The organism is Nonomuraea sp. PA05 (assembly GCF_008086045.1).
Classification (GTDB): Bacteria; Actinomycetota; Actinomycetes; order Streptosporangiales; family Streptosporangiaceae; genus Nonomuraea; species Nonomuraea monospora.
Genome location: NZ_VSEY01000021.1, coordinates 143,751 through 168,359, shown reverse-complemented (window position 1 = coordinate 168,359; position 24,609 = coordinate 143,751). Strand labels below are relative to the sequence as shown.

Annotated in this window: 23 protein-coding genes; 10 read left to right on the top strand and 13 right to left on the bottom strand. The window is 71.0% G+C overall.

Translation table 11 applies throughout. From position 1 onward, the window contains the following. Window positions 1-6: 6 nt before the first annotated feature. Both FXF51_RS31115 and hisC read left to right on the top strand, forming a co-directional pair. Entirely contained in the window at window positions 7-1,587 is a 1,581-nt protein-coding gene (locus tag FXF51_RS31115; RefSeq protein ID WP_148438245.1) for a serine/threonine-protein kinase, read from the top strand. Window positions 1,588-1,608: 21 nt separating this feature from the next. After that, window positions 1,609-2,673 (top strand): histidinol-phosphate transaminase, encoded by a 1,065-nt coding sequence (gene hisC / locus FXF51_RS31110; protein WP_187414664.1) that lies wholly within the window; start codon window positions 1,609-1,611, stop codon window positions 2,671-2,673. Window positions 2,674-2,716: 43 nt separating this feature from the next. Here the strand turns inward: hisC and FXF51_RS31105 are convergent, their stop codons facing one another. Next, entirely contained in the window at window positions 2,717-3,628 is a 912-nt protein-coding gene (locus FXF51_RS31105; RefSeq protein ID WP_148438244.1) for an SDR family oxidoreductase, read from the bottom strand. A gap of 90 nt (window positions 3,629-3,718) precedes the next feature. Between FXF51_RS31105 and FXF51_RS31100 the strand changes: the two genes are divergently transcribed. Beyond that, on the top strand, window positions 3,719-4,291 hold the full coding sequence (locus tag FXF51_RS31100) for a TetR/AcrR family transcriptional regulator (protein WP_148438243.1): 573 nt from the start codon (window positions 3,719-3,721) through the stop codon (window positions 4,289-4,291). Between the two features lie 77 nt (window positions 4,292-4,368). Here FXF51_RS31100 and FXF51_RS31095 read toward each other — a convergent pair whose 3' ends face one another. Both FXF51_RS31095 and FXF51_RS31090 read right to left on the bottom strand, forming a co-directional pair. Next, window positions 4,369-5,157: a lytic polysaccharide monooxygenase gene (locus FXF51_RS31095; RefSeq protein ID WP_148438242.1), complete on the bottom strand. Its 789-nt coding sequence runs from the start codon at window positions 5,155-5,157 to the stop codon at window positions 4,369-4,371. 46 nt (window positions 5,158-5,203) lie between these two features. After that, entirely contained in the window at window positions 5,204-6,145 is a 942-nt protein-coding gene (locus FXF51_RS31090; RefSeq protein WP_262379951.1) for an EamA family transporter, read from the bottom strand. Window positions 6,146-6,276: 131 nt separating this feature from the next. Here FXF51_RS31090 and FXF51_RS31085 point away from each other — a divergent pair, with 131 nt between their 5' ends. Beyond that, window positions 6,277-6,708 (top strand): rhodanese-like domain-containing protein, encoded by a 432-nt coding sequence (locus FXF51_RS31085; protein WP_148438241.1) that lies wholly within the window; start codon window positions 6,277-6,279, stop codon window positions 6,706-6,708. 369 nt (window positions 6,709-7,077) lie between these two features. Here FXF51_RS31085 and FXF51_RS31080 read toward each other — a convergent pair whose 3' ends face one another. The 4 genes from FXF51_RS31080 to purD form a co-directional block, all read right to left on the bottom strand. Continuing rightward, entirely contained in the window at window positions 7,078-8,367 is a 1,290-nt protein-coding gene (locus tag FXF51_RS31080) for a GTP cyclohydrolase IIa (RefSeq protein ID WP_148438240.1), read from the bottom strand. A gap of 201 nt (window positions 8,368-8,568) precedes the next feature. Beyond that, window positions 8,569-9,834 carry a UDP-N-acetylglucosamine 1-carboxyvinyltransferase gene (gene murA, locus FXF51_RS31075; protein ID WP_148438239.1) on the bottom strand — a complete coding sequence of 422 codons (1,266 nt, stop codon included), beginning with the start codon at window positions 9,832-9,834 and terminating at the stop codon, window positions 8,569-8,571. Window positions 9,835-9,912: 78 nt separating this feature from the next. After that, window positions 9,913-10,749 (bottom strand): phosphoribosylaminoimidazolesuccinocarboxamide synthase, encoded by an 837-nt coding sequence (locus tag FXF51_RS31070; protein ID WP_148438238.1) that lies wholly within the window; start codon window positions 10,747-10,749, stop codon window positions 9,913-9,915. Then, complete coding sequence (gene purD, locus FXF51_RS31065) at window positions 10,746-11,960, bottom strand: phosphoribosylamine--glycine ligase (protein ID WP_148438237.1); 1,215 nt, start codon at window positions 11,958-11,960, stop codon at window positions 10,746-10,748. The genes FXF51_RS31070 and purD overlap by 4 nt, the downstream gene beginning before the upstream one ends. 401 nt (window positions 11,961-12,361) lie before the next feature. On the opposite strand from purD, the gene corA reads away from it, so the two are divergent. Next, window positions 12,362-13,432 (top strand): magnesium/cobalt transporter CorA, encoded by a 1,071-nt coding sequence (gene corA, locus FXF51_RS31060; RefSeq protein WP_262379950.1) that lies wholly within the window; start codon window positions 12,362-12,364, stop codon window positions 13,430-13,432. Here corA and FXF51_RS31055 read toward each other — a convergent pair. Next, entirely contained in the window at window positions 13,429-14,340 is a 912-nt protein-coding gene (locus tag FXF51_RS31055; protein WP_262379949.1) for a glycerophosphodiester phosphodiesterase family protein, read from the bottom strand. The two genes, corA and FXF51_RS31055, sit on opposite strands and share 4 nt — an antisense overlap. A gap of 196 nt (window positions 14,341-14,536) precedes the next feature. On the opposite strand from FXF51_RS31055, the gene FXF51_RS31050 reads away from it, so the two are divergent. Next, window positions 14,537-15,100, top strand: coding sequence for a GNAT family N-acetyltransferase (locus FXF51_RS31050; RefSeq protein WP_262379948.1), 564 nt, complete (start codon window positions 14,537-14,539; stop codon window positions 15,098-15,100). Here FXF51_RS31050 and FXF51_RS31045 read toward each other — a convergent pair. The 3 genes from FXF51_RS31045 to fbaA all read right to left on the bottom strand — a co-directional run bounded on the left by FXF51_RS31045 (window position 15,097) and on the right by fbaA (window position 17,947). Further along, on the bottom strand, window positions 15,097-16,380 hold the full coding sequence (locus FXF51_RS31045) for an adenylosuccinate synthase (RefSeq protein ID WP_148438234.1): 1,284 nt from the start codon (window positions 16,378-16,380) through the stop codon (window positions 15,097-15,099). The two genes, FXF51_RS31050 and FXF51_RS31045, sit on opposite strands and share 4 nt — an antisense overlap. Window positions 16,381-16,479: 99 nt before the next feature. Next, window positions 16,480-16,890, bottom strand: a complete 411-nt coding sequence (locus FXF51_RS31040) for a DUF3151 domain-containing protein (protein WP_222871541.1) — start codon at window positions 16,888-16,890, stop codon at window positions 16,480-16,482. 34 nt (window positions 16,891-16,924) lie between these two features. Continuing rightward, on the bottom strand, window positions 16,925-17,947 hold the full coding sequence (gene fbaA, locus FXF51_RS31035) for a class II fructose-bisphosphate aldolase (protein ID WP_148438232.1): 1,023 nt from the start codon (window positions 17,945-17,947) through the stop codon (window positions 16,925-16,927). Window positions 17,948-18,076: 129 nt separating this feature from the next. Between fbaA and FXF51_RS31030 the strand changes: the two genes are divergently transcribed. Both FXF51_RS31030 and FXF51_RS31025 read left to right on the top strand, forming a co-directional pair. Next, window positions 18,077-18,799 carry a DedA family protein gene (locus FXF51_RS31030; RefSeq protein ID WP_262379947.1) on the top strand — a complete coding sequence of 241 codons (723 nt, stop codon included), beginning with the start codon at window positions 18,077-18,079 and terminating at the stop codon, window positions 18,797-18,799. 67 nt (window positions 18,800-18,866) lie between these two features. Then, a complete protein-coding gene (locus FXF51_RS31025; RefSeq protein WP_148438231.1) occupies window positions 18,867-19,301 on the top strand; it encodes a hypothetical protein in 435 nt (144 codons plus the stop codon). A 10-nt stretch (window positions 19,302-19,311) separates the two neighbouring features. Here FXF51_RS31025 and pyrE read toward each other — a convergent pair whose 3' ends face one another. Both pyrE and FXF51_RS31015 read right to left on the bottom strand, forming a co-directional pair. Continuing rightward, window positions 19,312-19,845 (bottom strand): orotate phosphoribosyltransferase, encoded by a 534-nt coding sequence (pyrE, locus tag FXF51_RS31020; protein WP_148438230.1) that lies wholly within the window; start codon window positions 19,843-19,845, stop codon window positions 19,312-19,314. Between the two features lie 80 nt (window positions 19,846-19,925). Beyond that, window positions 19,926-20,615: a hypothetical protein gene (locus FXF51_RS31015; protein ID WP_148438229.1), complete on the bottom strand. Its 690-nt coding sequence runs from the start codon at window positions 20,613-20,615 to the stop codon at window positions 19,926-19,928. Between the two features lie 111 nt (window positions 20,616-20,726). Here FXF51_RS31015 and FXF51_RS61060 point away from each other — a divergent pair, with 111 nt between their 5' ends. Together FXF51_RS61060 and FXF51_RS30990 are read left to right on the top strand one after the other, a co-directional pair. Further along, a complete protein-coding gene (locus tag FXF51_RS61060; RefSeq protein ID WP_187414663.1) occupies window positions 20,727-23,063 on the top strand; it encodes a sigma-70 family RNA polymerase sigma factor in 2,337 nt (778 codons plus the stop codon). Between the two features lie 180 nt (window positions 23,064-23,243). Further along, window positions 23,244-24,506 (top strand): NYN domain-containing protein, encoded by a 1,263-nt coding sequence (locus FXF51_RS30990; protein WP_411268388.1) that lies wholly within the window; start codon window positions 23,244-23,246, stop codon window positions 24,504-24,506. The last annotated feature ends 103 nt before the right edge of the window (window positions 24,507-24,609 follow it).

The window sequence follows — 24,609 nt, the reverse complement described above, 5'->3', positions numbered from 1 at the left end:
GGCGCGGTGACGCTGCTCGCGGGCCGCTACCGGCTGCTGACGGAGCTGGGGCAGGGCGGCATGGGCACCGTCTGGCGGGCCATGGACGAGCTGCTCCGCCAGGAAGTGGCGATCAAGGAGGTCAAGCTCCCGCCGAACCTCGGCGAGGCCGAGCACACCGAGCTGGTGGACCGCACGCTGCGCGAGGCGCGGGCCGCGGCGGCGCTGCGTGACCACCCCTCCATCGTGACCGTGCACGACGTGGTGCTCGACGACGGACGCCCCTGGATCGTCATGGAGCTCGTCCGGGGCCGCTCCCTCGACCGGGTGGTACGCGACGAAGGCCCCCTGCCGCCGGGCCGGGTCGCCGGGATCGGCCTGCGGATGATCGAGGCGCTGTCGGCCGCCCACGCGTCGGGCATCCTGCACCGCGACGTCAAGCCCGCGAACGTGATGCTCACCGACGACGGCCGCGTCCTGCTGACCGACTTCGGCATCGCCACCATCGCGGGCGACGTCGCGCTCACCCAGACGGGGCTGCTGAGCGGCTCGCCCGGCTACATCGCCCCCGAGCGGCTGCGCGGCGAGACAGACGGGCCGCCCGCCGACCTGTGGTCGCTCGGCGCCACGCTGTTCACGGCGGTGGAAGGCGCCCCGCCGTTCTCGCGGCACAACGAGGCGGCAGCGCTGGCGGCGGTGCTGATGCAGGAGCCTGCCCCGTTCCGGCTGGCGGGGCCGCTCGGGCCGGTGCTGGCCGCGATCCTGGACAAGGACCCGGGACGGCGCTGCTCCCCGGAACAGGCGAGCGCCTGGCTGGCCACCATCGCACAGGGCGCCGCCGCACCTCCCGGCGAGGGCCGGCCCTTGGCTCAATCCCTGACCGGTGCCCCAAGCACCCGAACCCCCCATCCGCCCGGCCTGGCCTCCGGACCGGCACCGACCATCCCGTCGCGCCTCCGTCACCGCCGCTCCAAGGTCATCCTCGCCACCGCCCTCGCCCTCACCCTGACGGCCGCCGCACTCGTCGTGGTCATCCCGCAGATCTATCCGAACGCCATCCGCCTCATCGGCTACGCCCTGACCCCGCGGAACACCTCCACCCCCACCCCTCGCCCGGCCACCCCCACACCCTCGAAACCACCACCCGCCCTGATCGGCGAGTTCGAAGCCTGCGACCTGCTGACGAACGCCCAGGTCCGCTCCCTCTTCGCCCACTCGGCCAAACGCCAATGGCTGGTGGAGGCGAGCTGCACCTGGCGCGGCGGCGACTACCAAACCCTGTCAGTGATGGCCTACCGCGCCCCGAACGCGTCAACGGCCGCCATGATGCACCAGCAGACCCTGAAGTTCATGCGGGACGAACCCAAACGCACCCCCGGCACCAAGGTCCGCCAGGGCCCGGCGGTCGGCGACGACGCGTTCAGCCACACGGGTCCGATGTGGCAGGGCTCCCCGGTCACCACCACCAAGATCGCTTTCGTGGTGGCGAACGTCTCGGTGACCGTCACGATGCAGAGCCCGCAGCGCGGCCACGCCGCCGCCGACAAGGCCGCCAGGCTGGTCGCGGCGGCACTGGGAAAGCGCAGGCAGGCAGCGGGCACAGGGTGACGCCTCATCTAAAGTGATGCCATGCCTCGTTTCCGCCACATCCTGGACACCATGGCCGCCTACAAGCCGGGCAAGGCCGTCGCCGCCCCCGACGGGCGTTCGTACAAGCTGTCCTCCAACGAATCCCCGTACGACCCGCTGCCTTCCGTGGTCGAGGCCATCGCCGAGGGCGCGCGGCAGGTCAACCGCTACCCCGACCCTGGCTCCGTCAAGCTGACCGAGGCCATCGCGGAGCGCTTCGACGTGCCGGCCGAGCACGTCGCGCTCGGCCCCGGGTCCGTGACGGTGGCGCAGCAGCTCTTCGAGTCGGTGGGGGAGCCGGGCGTCGAGGTCGTGTACGCGTGGCGGTCGTTCGAGGCGTACCCGCTGCTGGCCGACCTGGCCGGGGTGAAGTCCGTGATGGTGCCGCTGGCGGGCGAGGACCACGACCTGGACGCCATGGCCGAGGCGGTCACCGACAGAACCAGCATGATCTTCGTGTGCAACCCGAACAACCCGACGGGCACCGCCATCCGCCGGGGCGCGCTGGAGTCGTTCCTCGACCGGGTGCCCGAGGACGTGCTGGTGGTGCTGGACGAGGCCTACCGCGAGTACGTGCGCGACGAGGACGTCCCCGACGGCCTCACGCTCTACCGCGAGCGGCCGAACGTCGCCGTCCTGCGCACCTTCTCCAAGGCGTACGGGCTGGCCGGCCTGCGGGTCGGCTACCTGATCGCGCCCGAGCCGGTGGCGACGGCCGTCCGCAAGACGGTCATCCCGTTCGCGGTCAACCATCTCGCCCAGATCGCCGCCATCGCCTCGCTGCGGGCCGAGGACGAGCTGCAGGAGCGCGTCGAAGCGGTGGTCAAGGAGCGCACGCGGGTGCGGGAGGCGCTCATCGCGCAGGGCTGGACGGTGCCGCCCACCGAGGCGAACTTCGTCTGGCTGCGCCTCGGTGCGCGCACCCCCGTCTTCGCCGAGGACTGCGCGTCGCAGGGCGTGGCGGTGCGACCGTACGGGGAGGAGGGCGTGCGGGTGTCGATCGGCACGCCGGAGGCGAACGACGCGTTCCTCGCCGCGGCGGGGGAGTTCCTTCACTCGAAGTAGCGGCCCAGGTCAAGGTCAGGCGAGGTAGTGGCCCAGGTCGGGTTCAGGCGAAGTAGTGGCCCAGGTCGAGGTCGGCGAGGAGGCCGGGGTGGGCCGGCTGCCAGCCCAGCAGGCGCCGGGTGCGCTCGCTGGAGGCCGGGTTGTCGAGCGGCACGATGCCCGCGAGGAAGCCGAAGTGGGCCTCGGCCTGGTCGGACGGGATGGCGGCGACGGGCACGTCCAGGCGGCGGCCGATGACCTCGGCGATCTTCAGGAACGGCACGCCCTCGTCGCCCACGGCGTGCAGCCGCGCTGCCGCGGGCGCCTGCTCCAGGGCCAGCCGGTAGACGCGGGCGGCATCGCGGGTGTGGACGGCGGGCCAGCGGTTGGCGCCGTCACCCAGGTAACCGGACACGCCGGCGGCCCGCGCGGCGGCGATGATCAGCGGGATGAAGCCGCCGCGGTCCAGCTCGCTGTGCACGGTCGGGGGAAGCCGGACGACCGAGGCCCTGATGTCGCTCGCGGCCAGCTCGATCGCGTAGTTCTCGGCGCCGATCCTGGCGTGCAGCCCGGCGCCGGAGGGCAGCACGTGCTCCTCGGTGCCGGTGCGTCCTGACGGGTGCGCCAGCACCGCCGTCCCCGCCGTGCCGACGAACGGCTTGCCGGTGCCGGCGAGCGCCTCACGGAACGCCCGCAGCGCCGCCAGGTCGGCCTCGACGGCGGTGCCGAAGTCGCCGGCCATCATGGCGTCGTGCTCGAACGCGAGGTGGATGACGCCGTCGGCGGCGGAGGCGGCCTCGCGCAGGCCGTCGAGGTCGTCGAGGTCGCCGCGCCTGACCTCGGCGCCGAGCGCCTCCAGCGCTGCGGCGGAAGCCTCGGAACGGGCGAGGCCGACGACCTCGTGACCGGCGGAGAGCAGCTCGGGGACGACGGCGGAGCCGATGTGGCCGCTGGCTCCGGTGACGAGAACACGCATGGGGAAGCCTCCTAGGCCCTCAGTGATGGGACTTGGTCTTATCACCGTAGCATGCGACGGGACCGAGTCTCATCGCGCTAGAATCCGACCATGGCACGATGGGAGCCGAACGCACGCGAACGCCTGGAACGGGCGGCACTGGAGCTGTTCGTCGAGCGCGGCTACGACAGCACCACCGCGGCGGAGATCGCCGAGCGGGCGGGGCTGGCCAAGAGCAGCTTCTTCCGGCACTTCAGCGACAAGCGGGAAGTGCTCTTCGGCGGCCAGGACGTGCTCAACCGCCTCTTCGCCGACGCCATCGCGAGCGCCCCCGCCGAAGCTACGCCGATCGAGGCGCTCGGCGCGGGGCTGGAGGCGCTGGCGAGCGTCTTCAACACCGAACGGCACGGCTGGGCCCGTCAACGCCAGGCCATCGTCGTCAGCCATGACGACCTGCGGGAGCGCGAACTGCTCAAGATGGCCGCGCTCACCGCGTCCATGGCGGACGCGTTGCGCGAACGCGGCGTCCCCGACCCGGCCGCGAGCCTGGCGGCGGAGGTCGGCTGCCTCGCCCTCCGCAACGCCTACACGCGGTGGGTCGACCCGGCCAACGACCAGGGCTTCGCCGCCCTCGCCCGCCAGTCACTGCACGACCTCAAGACCGCCACCGCCGCCCTCACCTGAACCCGCCTTCCCGCCGCACCCGCCATCGCGCCGCGTCCGCCACGCGCCCGCCTCCGCGTTGCGCCCGCGACCCCCGTCTACCGCGCGCGGCGTCGCCGGGCGATGAGGAGGCCGGTGATCCCGGCGCCTCCGGCCAGCACGGTCGCGCCCCCGACGAGCCAGCTCGCGTCCCTGCCCCCACCCGCCGCGGCCGCGACGACCGGCGCCCCCACGGCGGCGGCCCCACCGGAGGCGCCAGCCCGCCGGAAGACCACATCCGAGCACGAGTAGTAGGTATCCGGAGTGTCGGAGTTCCGCCAGATCGTGTAGATCAGATGCCGCCCACTCCGCGCAGGAAGCCGCCCCGAGATCCGATAACTCCCATCCCTGAACGCAGGATCCCGAGCCTCAAGAAACGGCTCCCCCTCAAGATCGCCCCACCTCAACGGCTTCCCCGGCCGATACCCCTTCTTGGTGACGAACATCCGGAACGTCCCCCGGCGCGCAATGGTGCCGCGGTACTTGAAGACGAACCGCGCCCCGGCCCGCACAGTGGTGGCGGGCCAGTCGTCCCGAGCCAGGTCGAGCCCCTTGAACGCGTCCAGCCCACCGCTGCACAGCTTCCCGTCGGGGATCACCCGCCGATCCCGCCCGCCCACGTCCGCGACCCGCACCTCGTCCCAGCCCCGCGGCAGCACACCCCCGCCGGCCCGCACCGCGGCCCGGCAGGCAGCGGACCGGACGGTTCGCGCGGGCCCTTCTGAGCCGCAGGCGGCGGCCCGGCTGAGCGGGTCCTCCAGTGCGCCGTGCGCGCCCGCGGGCGCACCGGCCACGAGAACTCCCGGCAGCAACGCCACGACCACGACACCCACCCGGTACGACCACATCCGGCGGCACCTCCCACGGGAGGTACGGCCCTCCGGCGGCGCAGGTTCAGGCGGTGACCTTTTCGGGTTCCGGCACGGCCCTGGCTCTGGCGCGCCGCTCCGTGGAGACGACCAGGGCGACGCCGACCAGGATCACCAGGCCGCCGAGCACGATCTGCAGGGTGACGTGCTCGTTCACGACGAGCACGCCCAGGATGACGGCCACGATCGGGTTGACGTAGGCGTACGTCGAGACGAGCGAGATGGGCGCGTTGCCGAGCAGCCACGTGTAGGCGGTGAACCCGACGAGCGACCCCACCAGGATCAGGTACGCCAGCGCCGCCCACGACCGCCCGGAGATGGCCGCCACGTCGAGCCGTTCCCCGACGGAGGCGCTGACGACGGCCAGCCCGACGCCGCCGGCGAGCATCTCGACGGCGCTGGCGGTCCACACGTTGGGCGGCATCGGGATGCGCGACGACAGGAACGAGCCGAGCGACCACGACACGGACCCGAGCAGGATCACCACGATCCCGGTCGTGCCGGCGCTCTCGCCACCGCCGTTCAGCGACAGCGCGGCCACCCCGCCGAACCCGACCAGCACGCCGACGAGCGTCAGCAGCGCGGGCCGGTCCCTGAACGCGAGCCTGAGCACGACCAGCCACAGCGGCACGGAGGCGACGAGCAGCGCGGCGAGGCCGCTGGAGATGTGCTGCTCGGCGACGGCGACCATGCCGTTGCCGCCGGTGAGCAGCAGCAGCCCGACGAGGGCGGCGCCGGCGAGTTGCTTGAGCGTCATCCTGAAGGGCGCCAGCCGTTTGGTGACGAGCAGGAAGGCGGCGAGCAGCAGGGCGGCGGAGACGAACCGGAGGGAGCCGTGGAACAGCGGCGGCATGGTCTCGATGGCGATCTTGATGCCGAGGTAGGTCGAGCCCCACACCACGTAGACGATCGCCAGGGCGCCCCAGACCATCAGGGTCCGGCGGCTGTCAGGGGTGTTCGCGCTCATGACTCATGAACTTACAGGGCAATACCGACAAAAGCCCGCGAGTATCAGACTTCGGACTGTGGCGGGATATTAGCGATAGGCGGCTTTCGTGCCACTGGTGGCGTCACCAGCGCGAACGGCAGGATCGAGGCATGCAGAACGAGTCCGCCATCGCCCACTTCGCCGCCCGCCTGTCCTTCGAGACCGACGTCTCCGACGTCGCCGCCGACCTGGCCGCCGGCACCCCCGGCCTGGTCGTCGTCGACTCGCGCAGCCACGAGAGCTGGGATCAGGGCCACATCGAGGGCGCCGTGCACCTGCCGACCCGCGAGATCGCCGCCAGTGCCGAGGCGATGGTGGCCAAGGACGCGACGGTCGTCACGTACTGCTGGGGCCCCGGCTGCAACGGCGCCACCCGTGCCGCGCTGGAGTTCGCCAAGCTGGGTTACCGGGTCAAGGAGATGATCGGCGGCTTCGAGTACTGGGCGCGGGAGGGCTTTCCCGTCGAGACCGCCTCAGGCGTCACACGTCGCCCGGTGGACGCGCTCACGGCACCGATCTCCGGCGCCGTCTGTGCGTGTTGACCGGAGCGTGAACGGCGCTCCAGCGCCCCCACAGCGCCGTACAACCGTCTTTCCGGCCCCGTTATGCCCACAAGTCAGCCCGAAACCCGCCAGATCACTACCACCGAACGAGCCGGCCGCTCGAAATCGGCTGTAAGTCATCGCAATCGCCCGACAACGACGACGCGCCGCGGCGGGGGAGGGATTTGGTGCCCCCGTCCGAATCTCGTCGATCGGGGGCGTCGGAGAACATACCCCCTTCTACACGGGCCAACCAATTAGTTCACAAGAGTCAAGCCGCAAGTTCGCGAAGCTGACACCTGCCGTCAATGTGCAGGGCATGCGAAGGGGCGGACCCGCTTGTGGCGGGCCCGCTCCATGGTGGCCGGCTCAGCGCGGACCGAGTTTCTCCACGATCAGCCGGTAGAGCTGGCGTGGCCTGCCGGGTTGCGGAGTACGGTTCGGCGGAAGCGGCCACGCGAGTCCCTCGTCAACCAACGTGCGCAGCAACCGCCGGGCCGTACGAGGCGTGACCCCCAGCATCTTGCCGGCGCCCTCGGCGTCGACCACGGTGTCGCCGCCTTCGAGCTTGGCCGCCAGCCTCGCCAGCACCTCCACCCCCTTCGGCTTCAGTGCGGTGGCCCCGGTCGGCGGCATCCGCGGGGCCGGGATGAGCGCCCGCCCCTCGCGGTCCACCGCGAAGCCCTGTGCCTGTTTGCCCGCCTGTGTACGGGCCAGCGCGGCCCTGGCGTGCGACTCGGCGTCGTGCGTCGTGCGCCCCATGCCCACACCGACCTCGACCGCCAGCCCCAGCTCGTCCCTGATCCTGGCGGCGAACGGCAACACTCTGAACCCGTCGGTGGCCGCCGCGATCGAGCCCCTGGTCGCTGTCACCAGGTAGCTGTGATCGTCGATCGGCCAGACGGTGGCGTTGATCCTGTTCGCCTCCTGGACCAGGAGCCGGTGCAGCGACAGCCGCAGCTCGTCGCGCCAGTAGCGGGGCGCGGCGCGGCGTACGGGCTCACGCAGCGTCGGCACCTCCACCAGCACCACGGTGAGCTGCGACTCCTCCAGCCGGTGGTGTGCACCGAGCAGCGCCGCGGTGTGCAGCGCCGTGCGGACCGCCGCGGAGGTCGGCCTGATCCTGATGACCGGCACGCCCGCGGTGTGCAGGCGTTCGGCCACCGCCGGCAGGCACGTCAGCGCTCCCGTCGTGGCGCCCTGCCGGGCCAGGCGTTCGTGGTAGGCCGCGATCGTGCCGGTGGCGCCCGGCTCGTCGCGGCTGTGCACGTCCGCCGCGGGGATGCCGAGGTCGGTGTAGGCCTCCTCGACATCGGCCCTGCTGACCACGTCGATGCTGACCCGTTGCGGGTCCATGCGGGTGTCCAGCGCCGCTTTCGCCAGCGCCGCCACCAATGCTGCTCCGCCGAGTTGCACGTACGTCGCGGGCATCGTCAGCACGCCGGAACGCCTGGCCAGGTCATAGGGGACCGGGCTGGCGAACAGGCACGCGTCGACACCGGGACCGAGCCTCGTCACCTTGTCGGGCGCCTCCTGCTCGTCGCGGTACGCGGCGGCGACCAGGCGACACGGAAGTGGTGCCGCGGCGTGACCCATCAGCATGACTCGCTCGACCAGGTCGTGGGGTCCGACCACGCCGATGGTGAGGTCCGGTGTCATAGCGCCCGGGCGTGACACTCGGGGAGTTTCTTCGGCCCTCTCGACCAATGTTCGTCCCATCCTGCCGTCCGTTGCAGTGCTCTCTTTTGGAACGATCGCTCGCGGGGGCCGTAATGTCACGCCCGACTTTTCCGGAAAGCCGTTCTGGTTGACCGCCCGACAACATGTTTTAGCAGCTCAAGGAGGTATTTCTCGCGTTTTTTAGCGCTCGGAAATCTCTCGTGTAATGTCCGCCCCGAGAGCGCGCATTCGCGCGGCGAGATGCGCGTGGCCGCGGTCGATCAGGTAACCGGAGTCGATCACGGTCTCCCCTTCGGCCGCCAGCCCGGCCAGCACCAGCGCGATGCCGGAGCGCAGGTCGTGCGCCGTCACCTCGGCGCCCTTCAGCGGCGTGCGCCCGCGCACGACCGCCCGGCTGCCGTCGACCTCGACGTTCGCGCCCATCTTGTTCAGCTCGCCGGCCAGCGCGAACCGGCCGTCGAAGATGCGCTCGTGGATGTAGCTGGTGCCCTCGGCCAGCGCGGCGACGGTCATCATCGGCGACTGCAGGTCGGTGGCGAAGCCGGGGTAGGTGTCGGTGATGATGTTGATCGGACGCAGCGGGCCGTCGCAACGGACGTGCAGGACGGCGCCCTGGCGGTGGAACTCGACCCCCATCTGCTCCAGCTTGTAGCGGACCACCCCCAGGTCGAGGCCGGTGCCCACCAGGCTGACCTCGCCCCCGGTGAGTGCCGCCGCCATCGCGAAGACGCCGGCGTCGAGGCGGTCGGGCATCACGGTGTGCTCGACGGCGTGCAGCTCCTCGACGCCCTCGACGGTGATGAACCCGGTGCCGCCGCCGCTGATGCGCGCGCCCATTTTGGTGAGCATGTCGATGACGTCGAGCACCTCGGGCTCCAGCGCCGCGTTCTCGATCACGGTGGTGCCCTTGGCCAGGGCGGCGGCCATGATGAGGTTCTCGGTGCCGGTGTGCGAGGGGGTGTCGAGGTAGAGCGTGGCCCCGGTCAGCCCGGCCGCCTTGACGTGGATGACGGTCTCGCCCTCGTCGACGATCGCGCCCAGCCGTTTGTAGCCGAGGTAGTGGAAGTCGAGGTTGCGGCTGCCGAGGTTGCAGCCGCCGACCCCTTCGACGACCGCCTCGCCGAGGCGGTGCAGCAGCGCCGGGGTGAACAGCACCGACCCGCGGAACCGCCTGGCGATCTCGGCGGGCAGGACGGGGCTGTTCACCCGGGAGGCGTCGATGACCAGCGTGCGCTCGGACTCGTGCAGCTCGACGTAGGCGCCGATCGCCTCGGCCAGCTCGACCGCGCGGCGGACGTCTTCGATGATCGGCACATTGCGCAGGACCGTGCGGCCCTTCGGGGCGAGCAGGGCCGCACCGATCATGGGCAGCACGGCGTTCTTCGCGCCCTGAATGAACGCGGTTCCACGCAGTGCGTTGCCACCGCGCACGCGGTAACGGACCATTCGTGCGGCTCCTTGAATTCAGCGGTGAGGGCTCGATCGGGCCAACAGTAGTCGCTCACACCACATGACCCAGCCGAATCATCCGCTAAAGGAAGACCCCGTGACGCGCTCATACGCTTCTAGGTATCGCTGCCGTGTGCGCTCGACGACGTCGTCAGGAAGCCGAGGTGGTGGGTTTCCTGAGGCTTTGTCCCATCCGGATTCGGGCGATAGTAGCCAATCGCGTACAAATTGCTTGTCAAAAGAAGGTTGCGACCTTCCCGGCTTCCATTCGTCGGCCGGCCAGAAGCGGGAGGAGTCGGGGGTCAGCACCTCGTCGCCCAGCGTCAGCACGCCCTCGGAGCTCCAGCCCAGCTCGATCTTGGTGTCGGCCAGGATGATGCCCCGCTCGCGGGCGATCTCCGCGCCGCGCGTGTAGACGGCCAGCGTGATCCGCCGCAGCTCCGCCGCGAGCTCCGCGCCGACCTCCGCCTCCACCTGCTCGTACGAGATCGGCTCGTCGTGCTGCCCCATGGGCGCCTTGGTGGACGGTGTGAAGATCGGCTCGGGCAGCCGCGACCCGTCCTCCAGCCCTTCCGGCAGCCGCACGCCGGACACCGTGCCGTCGGCGCGGTATTCGTTCAGCCCGCCGCCGGCCAGATATCCCCTGGCCACGCACTCGACCTGGACCATCTTCAGCGGCCTGCACAACACGCTGCGCGGCTCGTCGCCCGGCGCCACCACGTGGTTGGGCACGACGTCCTTGAGCTGGTCGAACCACCACAGCGACATCTGTGTGAGGATGGCGCCCTTGTCGGGGATGTCGGGCTCCAGGACGTAGTCGAAGGCCGACAGGCGGTCGGAGGCGACCATCAGCAGCAGGCCCTCGTCGGTCTGGTAGAGGTCGCGTACCTTGCCGGAGTGCAGATGCCTCATCGGGCGATGTCCGTTCTGTGGAAGGAGCCGCGCATCGTGATCCGGCCGGCCAGCTCGTAGGCCGCACGGCGCGCGCTCTCCTGGTCGGGGCCGTGGCCGACGACGGTGAGCACCCGCCCGCCGCTGGAGACGAGAGTGCCGCCGTCGAGCGCCGTGCCGGCGTGCAGCACGTACGCGCTCTCCGTCGGCTCAAGCCCCGTGATCGCGTCGCCCTTGACCGGCGCCTCCGGGTAGTTCTCCGCCGCGACGACCACGGCCACCGCGGCGCCGTCCTTGAAGACCGGGTCGAGCCCCAGCTCACCGGTCGCCGACGCCATCAGCAGCCCGCCGAGCGGCGTCTCCAGCCGGTCGAGCAGCACCTGCGTCTCCGGGTCGCCGAAGCGTGCGTTGAACTCGACGACCTTCGGCCCCTTCGAGGTCAGCGCCAGCCCGACGAACAGCACCCCCTGGAACGGCAGCCCGCGCCGCGACAGCTCGCCGATCGTCGGGTGCACGACCTCCCGCATGACCTGCTCGGTCAGCCCCTCGGGCGCCCACGGCAGCGGCGTGTAGGCGCCCATGCCGCCGGTGTTGGGGCCCGCGTCGCCGTCGTAGGCGCGCTTGAAGTCCTGGGCGAGCTGCAGCGGCACCGCCGTGCTCCCGTCGCACAGGGCGAACAGCGACACCTCGGGACCGTCGAGGTACTCCTCGATCACCACCCGCTCGCACGCCAGCGCGTGCGCGAGCGCCTTGTCCCTGTCCTCGGTGACGACCACGCCCTTGCCCGCGGCCAGCCCGTCGTCCTTGACCACGTACGGGGCCCCGAACTCGTCGAGCGCCGCCGCGGCCTCCTGCTCGGTGGCGCACGTCCTGGACCGCGCGGTGGGCACGTCGGCCGCCTTCATGATCTCCTTGGCGAACGACTTGGAGCCCTCGATCATGGCCGCGTCGCGGGAGGGCCCGAAGCAGGCGAAGCCCGCCTCGCGCACCGCGTCGCTCACCCCCGCCACGAGCGGCGCCTCGGGCCCGACCACCACGAGATCGACCCGCAGCCGCCCGGCCAGCGCGGCGACCTCCCCTGGGTCGAGCGGATCGACGGCGTGTACGGTCGCGACCTGCGCGATGCCAGGGTTGCCTGGCGCACAGTGGAGCTCGCTGACCTGGGGATCGAGGCTGAGTGAACGGCACAGGGCGTGCTCACGCCCTCCGGAACCAATGACTAGAACGCGCACGCGGTCCATTGTCGCAGGCCCGCCGCCTGGCACAGGCGCAGGTCGCCAGGACACCAAATGCCGGAATAGGCAAGGAACTTTGTGGAGTTCTACCTGAGCCGACGCCCTCCTGACGAGTATCGTCGGATAGGTTCACCCGCCTGTGGTAACTTAGGGCGGCTTTATGGCGTCTCGTGTGATTGGAGGTGGTCCGGGATGAATCCTGGTGATCCCAGCAGTACGTGCTTCCGCACGTACGGCCCACGTACCCCCGACCGCTCCAATCCGGCAGCCTGATCGTGCCTCCACGCCATATCTGTGTTGATTGAGGTGACTTCATCGCGCGTGGAGCGTCCCTGGTCGGGCGGAGAGGGACTGCCATGCGCTCGTCCACCCTTTTCCGTCGCATCAACCGTCACCCCGTGCCGTCGCGTGTCCCGCACTCGCTCCCGAAGCAGCCTGTGCGTGAGGTCTGCGTGCCGCCGGTCGCTTCGATAGTCGAGTTCGGCGCCTACGTCCAGGGCAGGAAGGTCGTCGCCCCTGGCATCGTCGAGGCGCTCGACCTCGTCCGCGCGCACAACAAGAGCACCGACGGCGCCCGGGCGTTCGTCTGGGTGGGCCTGCACGAGCCGGCCGCGCCCGAGGTGGAGTGGCTCTCCGAGGTCTTCGGCCTGCACCCGCTGGCCGTCGAGGACGCCGTCAAGGCCCACCAGCGGCCCAAGGTCGAGCGGTACGGCGAGTCGCTGTTCATGGTGCTCAAGACCATCGCCTACCTCGACCACGACGAGCTGACCGCCACCAGCGAGATCATCGCCACCGGCGAGATCATGGTCTTCCTCGGCGCCGACTTCGTGGTGACCGTCCGCCATGGCGAGCACTGTTCGCTCGCGGGGGTGCGCGAGCGCCTGGAGGACAAGCCGAAGCTGATGAACCGCGGCCCGGCCGGCGTCCTGCACGCCATCTCCGACCACGTGGTCGACCAGTACCTCCAGGTGGCCGACCTGATGCAGCTCGAACTGGAGGAGGTCGAGGCGACGGTCTTCGCGGACGTCAGCTCCCGCGACATCAACCGCATCTACCAGCTCAAGCGCGAGATGCTGGAGATGAAGCGGGCCATCACCCCGTTGCAGTCGCCGATGGCCGCGCTGCCCCAGCGCCGCGTCATCCCCTCGGAGATGCGCGACTACTTCCGCGACGTCGGCGACCACCTGTCACGCGTGTGCGAGCAGGTCGAGTCCTCCAACGAGCTGTGCAGCTCGATACTGCAGGCCGCACTGGCCCGCTCGAACGCCCTGGCCAACGAGGACATGCGGAAGATCTCCTCGTGGGTCGCCATCCTGGCCGTGCCCACGATGATCGCCGGGATCTACGGCATGAACTTCGACTTCATGCCGGAGACCAAGGCCGTCTGGGGCTATCCGGCGGTGCTGGCCGTGATGGTCACGGCCTGCGTGCTGCTGCACCGCGGGTTCCGCCGCAACGGCTGGCTCTAGACACCCACAGGCTTGAGCGGGCCGACCGGCTCGGGCAGCTCCAGGCCCCGCTCCCGCCACAGCTCCCGCATCCGGTCGGGGTAGTCGGTGACGATCCCGGCCACCCCCAGATCCAGCATCCTGGCGCCCAGGGCCTGGTCGTTGACGGTCCAGACGGCCACGTCGAGCCCGGCGGCGGCGGCCTGCGCCATCAGCGTCTCGTCCACCATGACGTGCTCGGGCGAGAGCGTGGTCGCTCCGGCGTCGCGCGCGGCGGCCGGCACGTCGCCGCCGTTGACGGTGCCCTCGTTCCAGTGCAGGGTGTCGAGCTCGATCAGCGCGAAGCGCCGCGTGCCCGGGGCGATCTTGGCGGCGTGCGCGATGATCCGCCAGTCGAAGCTGAGGATGGCGGCGTTGCCGAGCCTGCCGTGCCGGTCGAGCTCCTCGACCACCATCTCGGTGAACAGCTCGGGGTCGGCCGTCAGCGCGGGACGCGTCGGGTCGGACTTCAGCTCGACGTGCATCCGCACGTTCTCGGCGTCGTAGGCGCCCGCCAGCCCGAGCACCGCGCCGAGTGTCGGCATGCGCGTCTCCGGCATCGCGACCTGCGTCAGCGCGAACGGGTCGTCGGGGTGCCGCGGCAGCCGCACGCCCACGTCGAGCGTGCGGAGCTGGCTCAGGGAGAGCGAGTTGACGGGCTTGCCGACGTACGGGTACAGCGGGTCGCCGGCATGCAGCGGACGCCGGTCGGCGCTGGTGACCGCGGAGACCGTGAGATCGTGCGTGAGCACGAGGCGGCGGTCGGCGGTGAGCGCCACGTCGAACTCGAGCGCATGCACGCCCAGCTCCATCGTGCGGCTCATCCCGGGCAGGGTGTTCTCCGGCCAGAGGCCGCGAGCCCCCCGGTGACCATGAATCTCAACGCGCACAACCGGGACCCTACCTGGCACGAGGCGTGTCAGGGAGGTGCCACGCCGTGTCCTTTTTATCCTGCTACGCCCGGTCATGGCGTTCCGGGTAGACAATAGGCTGTTCTCTATGACGGAGGTCCTCAAAGGTGCCCATATCCCGACAGTTCGGGCATGGGTAGAGGGGTGGGTCATCTCCCGCAACGCCCCCCAACCCGTGGCCGAGCCCTGGGGCCTGCGCGTGGACGTCGGCCTGCCCGGCCACGTGGCCAGGCACATCGTGGCCGCCCCGACCCCGGACACCCTCCGCCGCCTCATCGGCACGATCACCGCTCCGGGAACCTGGCTCAAGCTGTGCGCCCCCGCCGAGGCCGTCGCCCCGCTGCTGGCCTCGCCCTGGGCCGTCCAGGACCCGGAGTTCATGATGACGGCCACGCTCACGCGCGGCACCGTACAGCCGCCGCCGGGCTACCATCTGGCCGTCACCACCAGGGCGGGCGTCACGGCGGCCCGCCTGCTGACGGACGCGGGCGAGGTCGCCGCGCGCGGCCAGTTCGCCGTCGCGGGCAGGACCGCCGTCGTGGACCAGGTCGAGACGGCCGCCGGCCACCGCCGTCGCGGGCTCGGCACGGTCGTCATGCGGACGATCGCCGCCACGGCCGCCTCGATGGGCGCCCGCACGGGAGTGCTGGTGGCCACCGCCCAGGGTCAGGCGTTGTACTCGACCCTGGGCTGGACCCTCCACACGCCGGTGACGGCGGCCGTCCTGACGTCGGGCTAGACCAGCGAGCGCACCACGATCGTCTGGTCGCGGCCCGGGCCCACGCCGATCGCGGAGATCGGCGCGCCGCTCATCTCCTCCAGCGTCCGCACGTAGGCCTGCGCGTTCGGCGGCAGGTCCTCGAACGACTTGGCGCTGGTGATGTCCTCCTGCCAGCCGGGGAACTCCTCGTAGATCGGCTTGGCGTGGTGGAAGTCGGTCTGCGTCATGGGGATCTCGTCGTGCCGCACCCCGTCCACCTCGTACGCCACGCACACCGGGATCCGCTCCAGCCCGGACAGCACGTCCAGCTTGGTCAGGAAGTAGTCGGTGACGCCGTTGATGCGGCTGGCGTACCGGGCGATCACCGCGTCGAACCAGCCGCAGCGGCGGTTGCGGCCGGTCGTGACGCCGTACTCGCCGCCGGTCGTGCGCAGCCAGTCGCCCATCTCGTCCGTCAGCTCGGTCGGGAACGGGCCTGAGCCGACACGCGTGGTGTACGCCTTCAGGATTCCGATGATCTTCGTGAGCCGGTTCGGCGGGATGCCGGCGCCCGCGCACGCGCCGCCCGACGTGGGGGAGGAGGACGTGACGAACGGGTACGTGCCGTGGTCGATGTCGAGCAGCGTGCCCTGACCACCCTCCAGCAGCACGAACTTGCCCTGGTCCAGCGCCTTCGACAACACCAGCGAGGTGTCGGCGATGTGCGGCTTGAGCCGCTCGGCGTAGGCGAGGTACTCCTCCAGCACCGCGGCCGGGTCGATGCCGCGCCGGTTGTAGACCTTGGTCAGCAGCTGGTTCTTCTCGGTCAGCGCGACCTCGATCTTCTTGGCGAGGATCCCCGGGTCGAGCAAATCCTGGACGCGCACGCCCATGCGGTAGATCTTGTCGCCGTAGGCGGGCCCGATGCCGCGCCCCGTCGTGCCGATCTTTGCCTTGCCGAGGTAGCGCTCGGTGACCTTGTCCAGCGCTTTGTGGTGCGGCATGATCAGGTGCGCGTTCGCGCTGATCAGCAGCCGTTCGGCGGAGATGCCCCGCTCGGCCAGCCCGTCGATCTCGGCGAGCAGGACGCCAGGGTCGATCACCACGCCGTTGCCGATGACCGGCACCACCTCCGGCGACAGGATCCCCGTGGGGAGCAGGTGCAGTGCGTATTTCTGATCACCGATGACCACGGTGTGGCCAGCGTTGTTGCCCCCCTGATAGCGGACGACGTAGTCGACGTCGCCACCGAGCAGGTCGGTGGCCTTGCCCTTGCCCTCATCGCCCCACTGGGCACCAACGAGAACGGCAGCCGGCATGGTTCAGTCTCCCGAGCACAAAACGAAAACCCCTGGCGCAAGCGCGACAGGGGCTCTTGCGTAGAGAGACTACCCGAACGTGCCTATTCGTCCCAAGGGCTAGCCCTTGGTCAGCGCGTCGTAACCCGTCTCGGTGCTGTCCTTGAGGAACTGCTGGCACCGCTCGGCCTCGTCCTTCTCGCCGATCGACTGCGCCGCCCTGGCCAGGGCGTACAGGCAGCGCAGGAACCCGCGGTTCGGCTCGTGCTCCCACGGGATGGGACCGTGCCCCTTCCATCCGCTGCGGCGGAGCGCGTCGAGCCCGCGGTGGTAACCCGTGCGGGCGAAGGCGTAGGAGGTCACGGCGTGCCCCTGAGCGAAGTACTCCTCCGCTAGAGCGGCCCAGGCCGCCGGGTAGGCGGGGAAACGGGCGGCCACGTCGGAGGCCTTGACACCCGACTCCAGCGCCTCCCTGGCCTCGGGCAGGTCCGGCAGGTGAGTCGGGGGCGGCCCGGCGAGAAGGTTATCCATAGGACAAGTCATACCCGCCGGGCCGCTGAACTGGCTAGGAGATCTTCGTCCCAGCGCTCTTGAGGCTCTGGCACGCCTCCAGCACGCGGGCCGCCATGCCCGCCTCGGCGGCCTTGCCGTACGAGCGGGGGTCGTAGGCCTTCTTGTTGCCGACGTCGCCGTCGATCTTGAGCACGCCGTCGTAGTTCTTGAACATGTGCTCGGCGACCGGGCGGGTGAAGGCGTACTGCGTGTCGGTGTCGACGTTCATCTTGACGACGCCGTAGGAGATGGCTTCCTGGATCTCCTCCAGCAGCGAGCCGGAGCCGCCGTGGAAGACCAGGTCGAACGGCTTCTCCTTGCCGTACTTGGCGCCCACCGCGTCCTGGATCTCCTTCAGCACGCTCGGGCGCAGCTTGACGTGGCCCGGCTTGTAGACGCCGTGCACGTTGCCGAACGTGGCGGCCAGCATGTAGCGGCCCTTGTCGCCGACGCCCACCGCCTCGGCGGTGGCCAGCGCGTCTTCCGCCGTCGTGTAGAGCTTCTCGTTGATCTCGCCGACGACGCCGTCCTCCTCGCCGCCGACGACGCCGATCTCCATCTCCATGATGATCCGCGCGCGGGCGCACTTCTCCAGGAGCTCCTTGGCGATCTCCAGGTTCTCGTCCAGCGGTACGGCGGAGCCGTCCCACATGTGCGACTGGAAGAGCGGGTCGAGGCCCTTCGAGACCCGCTCCAGGGAGATGTCGATCAGCGGCCGCATGAAGCCGTCGAGCTTGTCCTTCGGACAGTGGTCGGTGTGCAGCGCCACCGTGACGGGATACTTGGCGGCCACCACCCTGGCGTACTCCGCCAGCGCTGTCGCGCCCGTGACCATGTCCTTGATCGTCGCTCCCGAGAGGAACTCCGCGCCACCCGTCGAGACCTGCACGATGCCGTCGCTCTCGGCCTCGGCGAAGCCGCGCAACGCGGCGTGCAACGTCTGCGAGGACGTCACGTTGATCGCCGGATAGGCGAACCCGCCGGCCTTGGCCCGGTCGAGCATCTCAGCGTAGATCTCCGGAGTCGCAATAGGCATGATTCATCTCCCTGAGAAGTTGCGGCTGCACGCCAGGGCCCAGTATTCCGGCTCCCTACCCTCTCGGGTAGTGACAACGCGTGCTTGTTGGTCATCTCCCCGCCCTCCGCTACAGGTAGGCTCCTCGTCGTGGACTGGCTTTTGAACCTCCTCGACCCGACGTGGTGGCTGACGATTCTGGGCGCGTTCGCCACCGTCGGCGTTCTCGCGATCATCTTCGCCGAGACGGGTCTGCTGCTCGGGTTCTTCCTGCCCGGCGACTCACTGCTGGTGGCGGCGGGGATTTTCAGCTCGGCGTCGGTGGCCGGCGGAATGGGCATCGAGCCGCTGTCGTTCCCCGTGTTGCTGATCGGCACTCCGCTCTGCGCGATCGCCGGCGCACAACTCGGGCATTTCCTCGGGGCGCGTTTCGGCCGCAAACTCTTCGACAAACCGGATTCGCGGTTGTTCAAGCGGGAGCACGTCGATCGTGCCGAGGTGTTCTTCGAGAAGTTCGGTCCCGCCAAGGCCGTCATTCTGGCCAGATTCGTGCCCATCGTCCGCACGTTCATGAATCCCGTCGCGGGCGTGCTGGAGATGACCTCCAAGCGCTTCTTCCTGTGGAACGTCGTGGGCGGCGTCGTCTGGGTCGAGGGCCTCATCCTGCTCGGCCACTTCCTCGGCGGCCAGGTCGATCCCAAGCAGATCGACCGCTACATCCTGCCGGGCGTCTTCCTGATCGTCTTCATCTCCCTGATCCCGATCATCGTCGAGGCCGTCAAGCACCGCAGGGCCGCCAAGGCGCTCCCGATCCCCAGCGGCAAGCACCACCGCGTCCCCTCCAGTCCGTCCAGCTTCGACGGGCAGCTCTGACCCGGGCTTTCCCCAGGCCGTCCACACTCACGGCGACGGCGGATCATCGCACGGTACGCTGCCCCTTGTGGGACGCCACAGGTCAGATCCGATGGGCCTCGCCCGATTAGCGCTCGCCGTCCTGGCGGCGGGAGCCGTCGTGACGCTCCTGGTCATCGGCGGTCGCGCGCTCCTCGACCTCCTGGACGCGCCGGCGCCCGACCGCGAGCCCGCCGCCGCACCCGCCTCCGGCACGGCCACCGGTCCGGCGGCCACCGCGCAGGTCCCCACCGTGCGCATCGAGTGCGTCGCGGAGATCTGCCCCCTGGTCACGGTCCGCGTGCCGGGGGGCGACGTGCTGCAGCACCGGGAGATGAGCCGGGGGGAGGAGGTCCGCTACTTCGAGCCCGAGCTGGACGTGGTGCTGAGCGACGCGGGCACGGTCCGCGTCACGGAGAACGGCACGCCCCGCGCCCAGGGCAGGGCCGGCGCACGCGAGGCCTTCACCGTCCGCGCCGGCTGACCGCTGTCCGTCAGAGCCCCAGGTCCGCCACGGTGTAGGCCGTGCGGTACTCCAGGCCTTCGCTCTCGACCCGCTCCCTGGCCCCCCGGTCCACGATCGTGGCCACGGCCACCACCACGGCGCCGGCCTCCCGCAGCGCCTCCACGGCGGTCAGCGGCGAGCCTCCGGTGGTGGAGGTGTCCTCCACGGCGAGCACCCGCCGCCCCTTGACCTCGGGCCCCTCGATGCGCCGCTGCATGCCGTGCGCCTTCTGCGTCTTGCGCACCACGAACGCGTCCAGCGTCCGCCCACGGGCCGCCGCCGCGTGCAACATCGCGACCGCCACCGGGTCGGCGCCCATGGTCAGCCCGCCGACCGCCTCGTAGTCGAGGTCGGCGGTCAGGTCGAGCATCACGCTGCCGACGAGCGGCGCGGCCACGCCGTCGAGCGTGATGCGGCGCAGGTCGAAGTAGTAGTCGGCCTCCTTGCCCGACGAGAGCGTGACCTTGCCGTGGATGATGGCCTTGCTCTTGATCTCGGCCAGCAGGTTGTCGCGATCAGTCATGCGTCCAAGCTTAGGACCGCCGCCCGCGCGGCCTCGGGCCGGTCACACGCACCCGCTTCCGATCAGCGGCTTCGGGTCGGTCACGCGCCCATGCTCCTGATCAGCGCCAGAGCCTGCCCGTACGCCTTCGGCAACGGCCGCACCCTGACCCGCGGCCTGCGCCCGTACAGGATCCGGGAGTCGCGCAGCCGCGCGACCTTGCCCGGCAGCCCGTCGTCCATCCGGGTGACGGCCCCCACCCGGACGGGCCCGAGCAGCGCGAGGGTCTCGTCGCCGGGGAAGGCCCTGCGCAGCGCGGTGGCCAGGTTGAGCGCAGCGGCGAGACGTTCCGCCAGCTCCTCCGGCGGCGCCGACGGCTCGGCGGCCACCAGGCACGTCCCCTTGGCCGTGCCGCGGTAGAGCTGCGCGAGCCTGGTCCGCAGGTACGCCGCCGTGACGAGCCCCGTCAGCGGGTCCTCGCAGGACAGCTCGCCGAGCGGCGCGAAGCTGTGCTCGGCCCAGCCGGCCGCGAACGAGCGCAGCGCGGCGAACGGCGGCCCGCCCGCGCCCGTCACGGCGAACAGCGCCGCCAGGTCGTTCATGCCCTCGGCGACGCCGACCCCGGCGGTGGCGCGCGCCGAGCCGAGCGCCCAGCACGCGTGCGACAGGTCGCAGCCGCCGCACACCGCCTTGACCATCAGCTCCACCTCGGGCGTCCACCAGTCCTCGGCCAGCGACCAGCCGGCCGCCATGCTCCTGCGACGCCAGCGCGACAGCACGTTCGCCTCCATCCCGTTCCCCTCCGTCGGATCTCCCCGGAGTAAAGACGTGCGCGCGGTTTAGTCATGACGGGGAATGCGGAATGATTGCGCGGGGCAACCCCGCGTAATCGTGAGGTCACTATGGGTGTCGAATCGCCGCAAAGCGATGCAGATCTGCTTCAGGCGGTAAGAGAAGGCAACGCCGCAGCATACGGGGAGCTCTACGAGCGCCACGTCACCGCGGCGCGCGCGCTGGCCCGGCAGCTCGTGCGGGGCGCCGAGGTCGAGGACGTCGTCGCGGAGTCGTTCACGAAGATCCTCGACCTGGTGGGCAGGGGCGGCGGGCCCGACTCGGGCTTCCGCACCTACCTGCTCACCGTGGTGCGGCGCACGGTCTACGACCGCTCCAGGGTGGAGAGCCGCCAGGTGACCACGGGCGAGATCGAGCTGTACGACCCCGGCGTGCCGTTCGTCGACCCAGCCCTGGTCGGCCTGGAGAAGTCGCTGATCGCCAGGGCTTATCTCTCGCTGCCCGAGCGCTGGCGCGCGGTGTTGTGGCACACCGAGGTCGAGCGCACCAAGCCGGCCGACGTGGCGCCGCTGCTCGGCCTGTCCGCCAACGGCGTGGCGGCACTGGCGTACCGGGCCAGGGAGGGGCTGCGGCAGGCGTACCTGCAGATGCACCTGGGGTCCCCGCCGCAGCACGACTGCCGGCCCGTGCTGGGCAAGATGGGCGCGTACGTGCGGGGCGGGCTGGCCAGGCGCGACTCCAAGGCGGTGGACGAGCACGTCAGCGCGTGCGAGGAGTGCCACGGCGTGCTGCTGGAGCTGACGGATGTCAACCGCGGGCTGCGCGTCATGGTCGGGCCGCTGATCGCCGGCCCCCTCTTCGGCGGCTACGCGGCGGCGCTGAGCAAGACGGGCATCGCGGGCGCGGGCGGCGCGCTGCGGCTGTTCGGGCGGCTGCGGCGGGTGCCGAAGCAGCAGCAGGTGGCCGTGGCGGGCGGCACGGTGGTGGTGACGGCGGCGGTGCTGGCCTCGTTGCTGCTGGTCGCCGACGAGAAGCCGATCGTGAGACCGTCAGTGATCACGCCGGTGGCGCAGCCGCCCGCGTCGGTGGCGCCGGTCCCGGTGCCGGTGCCGGTGCCGAGCGAGCGGCCGGTGCAGGTGCCGCCCAGCAAGAAGGCCAAGCCGGGCAAGGCGCGGCTGCGGGCCACCATCGACGCGCTCGGCTCCCTGGTACGCGCCCAGCCCGGCATCGTCGGCATCCGCCTGCGCAACTACGGCGAGAGCCCCAGCGAGGAGCTGGCGGCCCAGGTCGACCTGCCCGACGGCGTGACCCTCATCCCGCCCGCCCGGCGCGGCCACAGCGCGGCTCTGCTCGCCCCCGTCGGCACGGTCGACGGCTGGGCCTGCCGCCCGGTCAGCGGCGGCGCCAGGTGTGCCAGGCAGGCGCTGGAGGCGGGGCAGGGCACGGCGGTGTTCCTGCGGGGGCTGGTGGCCGACGAGGCGCCGGAGGGCGCGGGGCCCGCCGTCAGCATCGCCGCCGGCTCGCTGCGGCTGCGGGCGCGGGCCGAGGAGGGCGTGCGGACGGCGGGCGCGCCCGCCAGGTTCGCCACCGACGGCAAGGTGACCGTGCGGGCGATCGGCAACACGCTGCTGAGCTGCCCGTCCGAGCGCGCGGGCTGCGCGGAGACCAGGCGCAGGCAGGGCACCCAGCGCGACAACGACCTGTGGCCGATGACCCCGGTCGACCAGGACGAACGCCCCGACACGGCCTCCTCCAGCGGGGCCGACCTGTCCCTGCCGAAGGGCAGCGAGGTCGTCTGGGCGGGGCTCTACTGGTCGGCGGCCGACGACGAGCCTGGGCCGATCAAGCTCAGACCACCGGGCCGGCGCAAGTACCTCACCGTCCAGCCGGGCGAGGTGACGATGCGCGAGCTGCCGCTGGGGCCCGTCTACCAGGCCTTCGCCGACGTGAGCGCGCTCGTCGGCGACGTGCGCAGGAACGGCACGTGGTGGGCGGCCGACATCCCGATGAAGGAAGGGGTCTCCCGCCATGCCGGATGGAGCCTCGTGCTGATCGTCACCGATCCCGCGGAGCCGTACAGCCAGGCCGTGGTGCTCGACACGGCCACCGTCGTCGGCGGCGAGTCGCGGCGGGTGCGGGTGCCGCTGGGCGGGCTGAGCCCGGCCGCCTCGCCCGCCAGGGTCGAGCTGGTCACCTGGGAGGGCGACGCCGACCTGAAGGGCGACAAGGTCTCGCTCGGCTCCGGCGCGCTGACCTCCTCGGGCGGCGACCGCGATCCGGCCAACGTCTTCGACGGGTCGTCGAACGGCGTGGCGGAGATGACGTTCGGCACGGACGTCGATACGGTCGGCGCTGAGCTCGGGGTGGATCCCGGGCTGACGATCGTCACGGACAAGGACGTGATCCTGTTCGGAGTGGCCGCGCTGAGCGTGCGGGCGCGATCGTGACCGTAAACAGGACAAACTGGTACGGTCTGCCTAAGTGGTCTGGCGCAACGGTGAGCGGGGGCCGAACTGTCGGGATTAACCCTCGCGCGATCACCTGCTTTCATTACCCTGAGAGAGGGCCGCCGAGTCCGGTCTCTGACGGTGCAGAGCCAGCAAGGTCGGACCACCAGGAAAGGGGCGGTGTCAGTGGATCGCTGCGCGCTGTTCGTGGACGCTGGCTATCTGCTGGCTGATGGAGCCATGGCCGTGCACGGCACGCGTCATCGCGAAGCGGTTTCCTGGGACTATCCAGGGCTGCTGCAACTCATGACCAGCCTGTCGCGCGAGCGCACCGGGCTGCCGCTGCTGCGCTGCTACTGGTACGAGGCGACGGTCGAAGGCCGCCGCACGCCGGAGCACGACGCGCTGGCCGACATCCCCGGCCTCAAGCTCAGGCTGTCGCGCATCAGGCCGGGCAGGCGCGAAGGCGTCGACGCCCAGGTCCATCGTGACCTGATGACGCTCGCCCGCAACAACGCCATCTGCGACGCGGTCGTGGTCAGCGGCGACGAGGACCTCGCGCAGGTCGTGTGCGACGCGCAGGACCTCGGCATCAGGGTGAGCGTGATCCATATCGCGGCCGACGGCGGCTGGGCCGTCTCCCGGTCGCTGCGCCAGGAGTGCGACGACCTGGTGGAGCTCGGAGCCGTGCACCTGAGGCCGTACGTGAGCGTCATCTCCGGCGTCACCGAGTCCTCCAACGGCCACCACCAGCCGACCAGCAACGGGCACGCCACCCCCTCGCTGCCGCCCGCGCAGCCGCAGGTCCTGCCGCCCTCCTCGCTCCCGCCGTCCTCCCTGCCTTCTTCGTCGCTCCCGCCGTCCTCGCTCCCGCCCTCCTCGCTGCCCCAGAGCAGCTCGGCCGGCGGCGGCAGCCACGCCGCGCCCTCCTCCGGCAACGGCCAGTCCTCCAACGGGCGCGGCCAATCGTCCACGCCGCCCGTGCTGCCGTCCTACACCAGCTACCAGGCCGAGCAGCCCCCGCCGCCCCCCTCCGCCCCGGCCACCGGGCCCATCCAGGCGCAGCCCCAGCAGTCCAGCCCCACCACCGGGCAGTTCTCCACGTCGTCGAGCGGCACCTACCAGCCGTCGCAGCTCGGCCCCTACACCGGGCCGCAGCCCGCCCCCGTCGTCCCGGCCGCCGCCACCGCGGGCGCCACCACCCTGGCCGACGCCGTCAAGGCCGCTCACCGCGAGGGGCATGACTTCGGCGAGTCCGTGGCCCGCGACGCGCCCGCGCTGTGGCTGGAGGCGGTGCTGGCGCGCAAGCCGCGCATGCCGTCCGACCTGGAGGCGCGGCTGTTGCAGGGCTCGTCACTGCCGATCGACTTCCTGCTGCACGACGAGGTACGGCACGCGCTGCGGCGCGGCTTCTGGGACGCCCTGGAGCGCGCCCGCCACTGACCCGGGCCAACCCGGCCCCGCTCGCCTGCCTGCGCGGCCTGCCGCGCCGGTGCTGCGGCATGAAGCCCGGGTGGCGCCATCCCACGGCACCCACCCGCGCATC

Coding starts and splice junctions, on each gene's coding strand:
- hisC (WP_187414664.1), top strand. CDS start 1,609: ATGCCTCGTTTCCGCCACATCCTGGACACCATGGCCGCCTACAAGCCG.
- FXF51_RS31105 (WP_148438244.1), bottom strand. CDS start 3,628: ATGCGTGTTCTCGTCACCGGAGCCAGCGGCCACATCGGCTCCGCCGTC.
- FXF51_RS31100 (WP_148438243.1), top strand. CDS start 3,719: ATGGCACGATGGGAGCCGAACGCACGCGAACGCCTGGAACGGGCGGCA.
- FXF51_RS31095 (WP_148438242.1), bottom strand. CDS start 5,157: ATGTGGTCGTACCGGGTGGGTGTCGTGGTCGTGGCGTTGCTGCCGGGA.
- FXF51_RS31090 (WP_262379951.1), bottom strand. CDS start 6,145: ATGAGCGCGAACACCCCTGACAGCCGCCGGACCCTGATGGTCTGGGGC.
- FXF51_RS31085 (WP_148438241.1), top strand. CDS start 6,277: ATGCAGAACGAGTCCGCCATCGCCCACTTCGCCGCCCGCCTGTCCTTC.
- FXF51_RS31080 (WP_148438240.1), bottom strand. CDS start 8,367: ATGACACCGGACCTCACCATCGGCGTGGTCGGACCCCACGACCTGGTC.
- murA (WP_148438239.1), bottom strand. CDS start 9,834: ATGGTCCGTTACCGCGTGCGCGGTGGCAACGCACTGCGTGGAACCGCG.
- FXF51_RS31070 (WP_148438238.1), bottom strand. CDS start 10,749: ATGAGGCATCTGCACTCCGGCAAGGTACGCGACCTCTACCAGACCGAC.
- FXF51_RS31045 (WP_148438234.1), bottom strand. CDS start 16,380: ATGCCGGCTGCCGTTCTCGTTGGTGCCCAGTGGGGCGATGAGGGCAAG.
- FXF51_RS31040 (WP_222871541.1), bottom strand. CDS start 16,890: ATGGATAACCTTCTCGCCGGGCCGCCCCCGACTCACCTGCCGGACCTG.
- fbaA (WP_148438232.1), bottom strand. CDS start 17,947: ATGCCTATTGCGACTCCGGAGATCTACGCTGAGATGCTCGACCGGGCC.
- pyrE (WP_148438230.1), bottom strand. CDS start 19,845: ATGACTGATCGCGACAACCTGCTGGCCGAGATCAAGAGCAAGGCCATC.
- FXF51_RS31015 (WP_148438229.1), bottom strand. CDS start 20,615: ATGGAGGCGAACGTGCTGTCGCGCTGGCGTCGCAGGAGCATGGCGGCC.
- FXF51_RS61060 (WP_187414663.1), top strand. CDS start 20,727: ATGGGTGTCGAATCGCCGCAAAGCGATGCAGATCTGCTTCAGGCGGTA.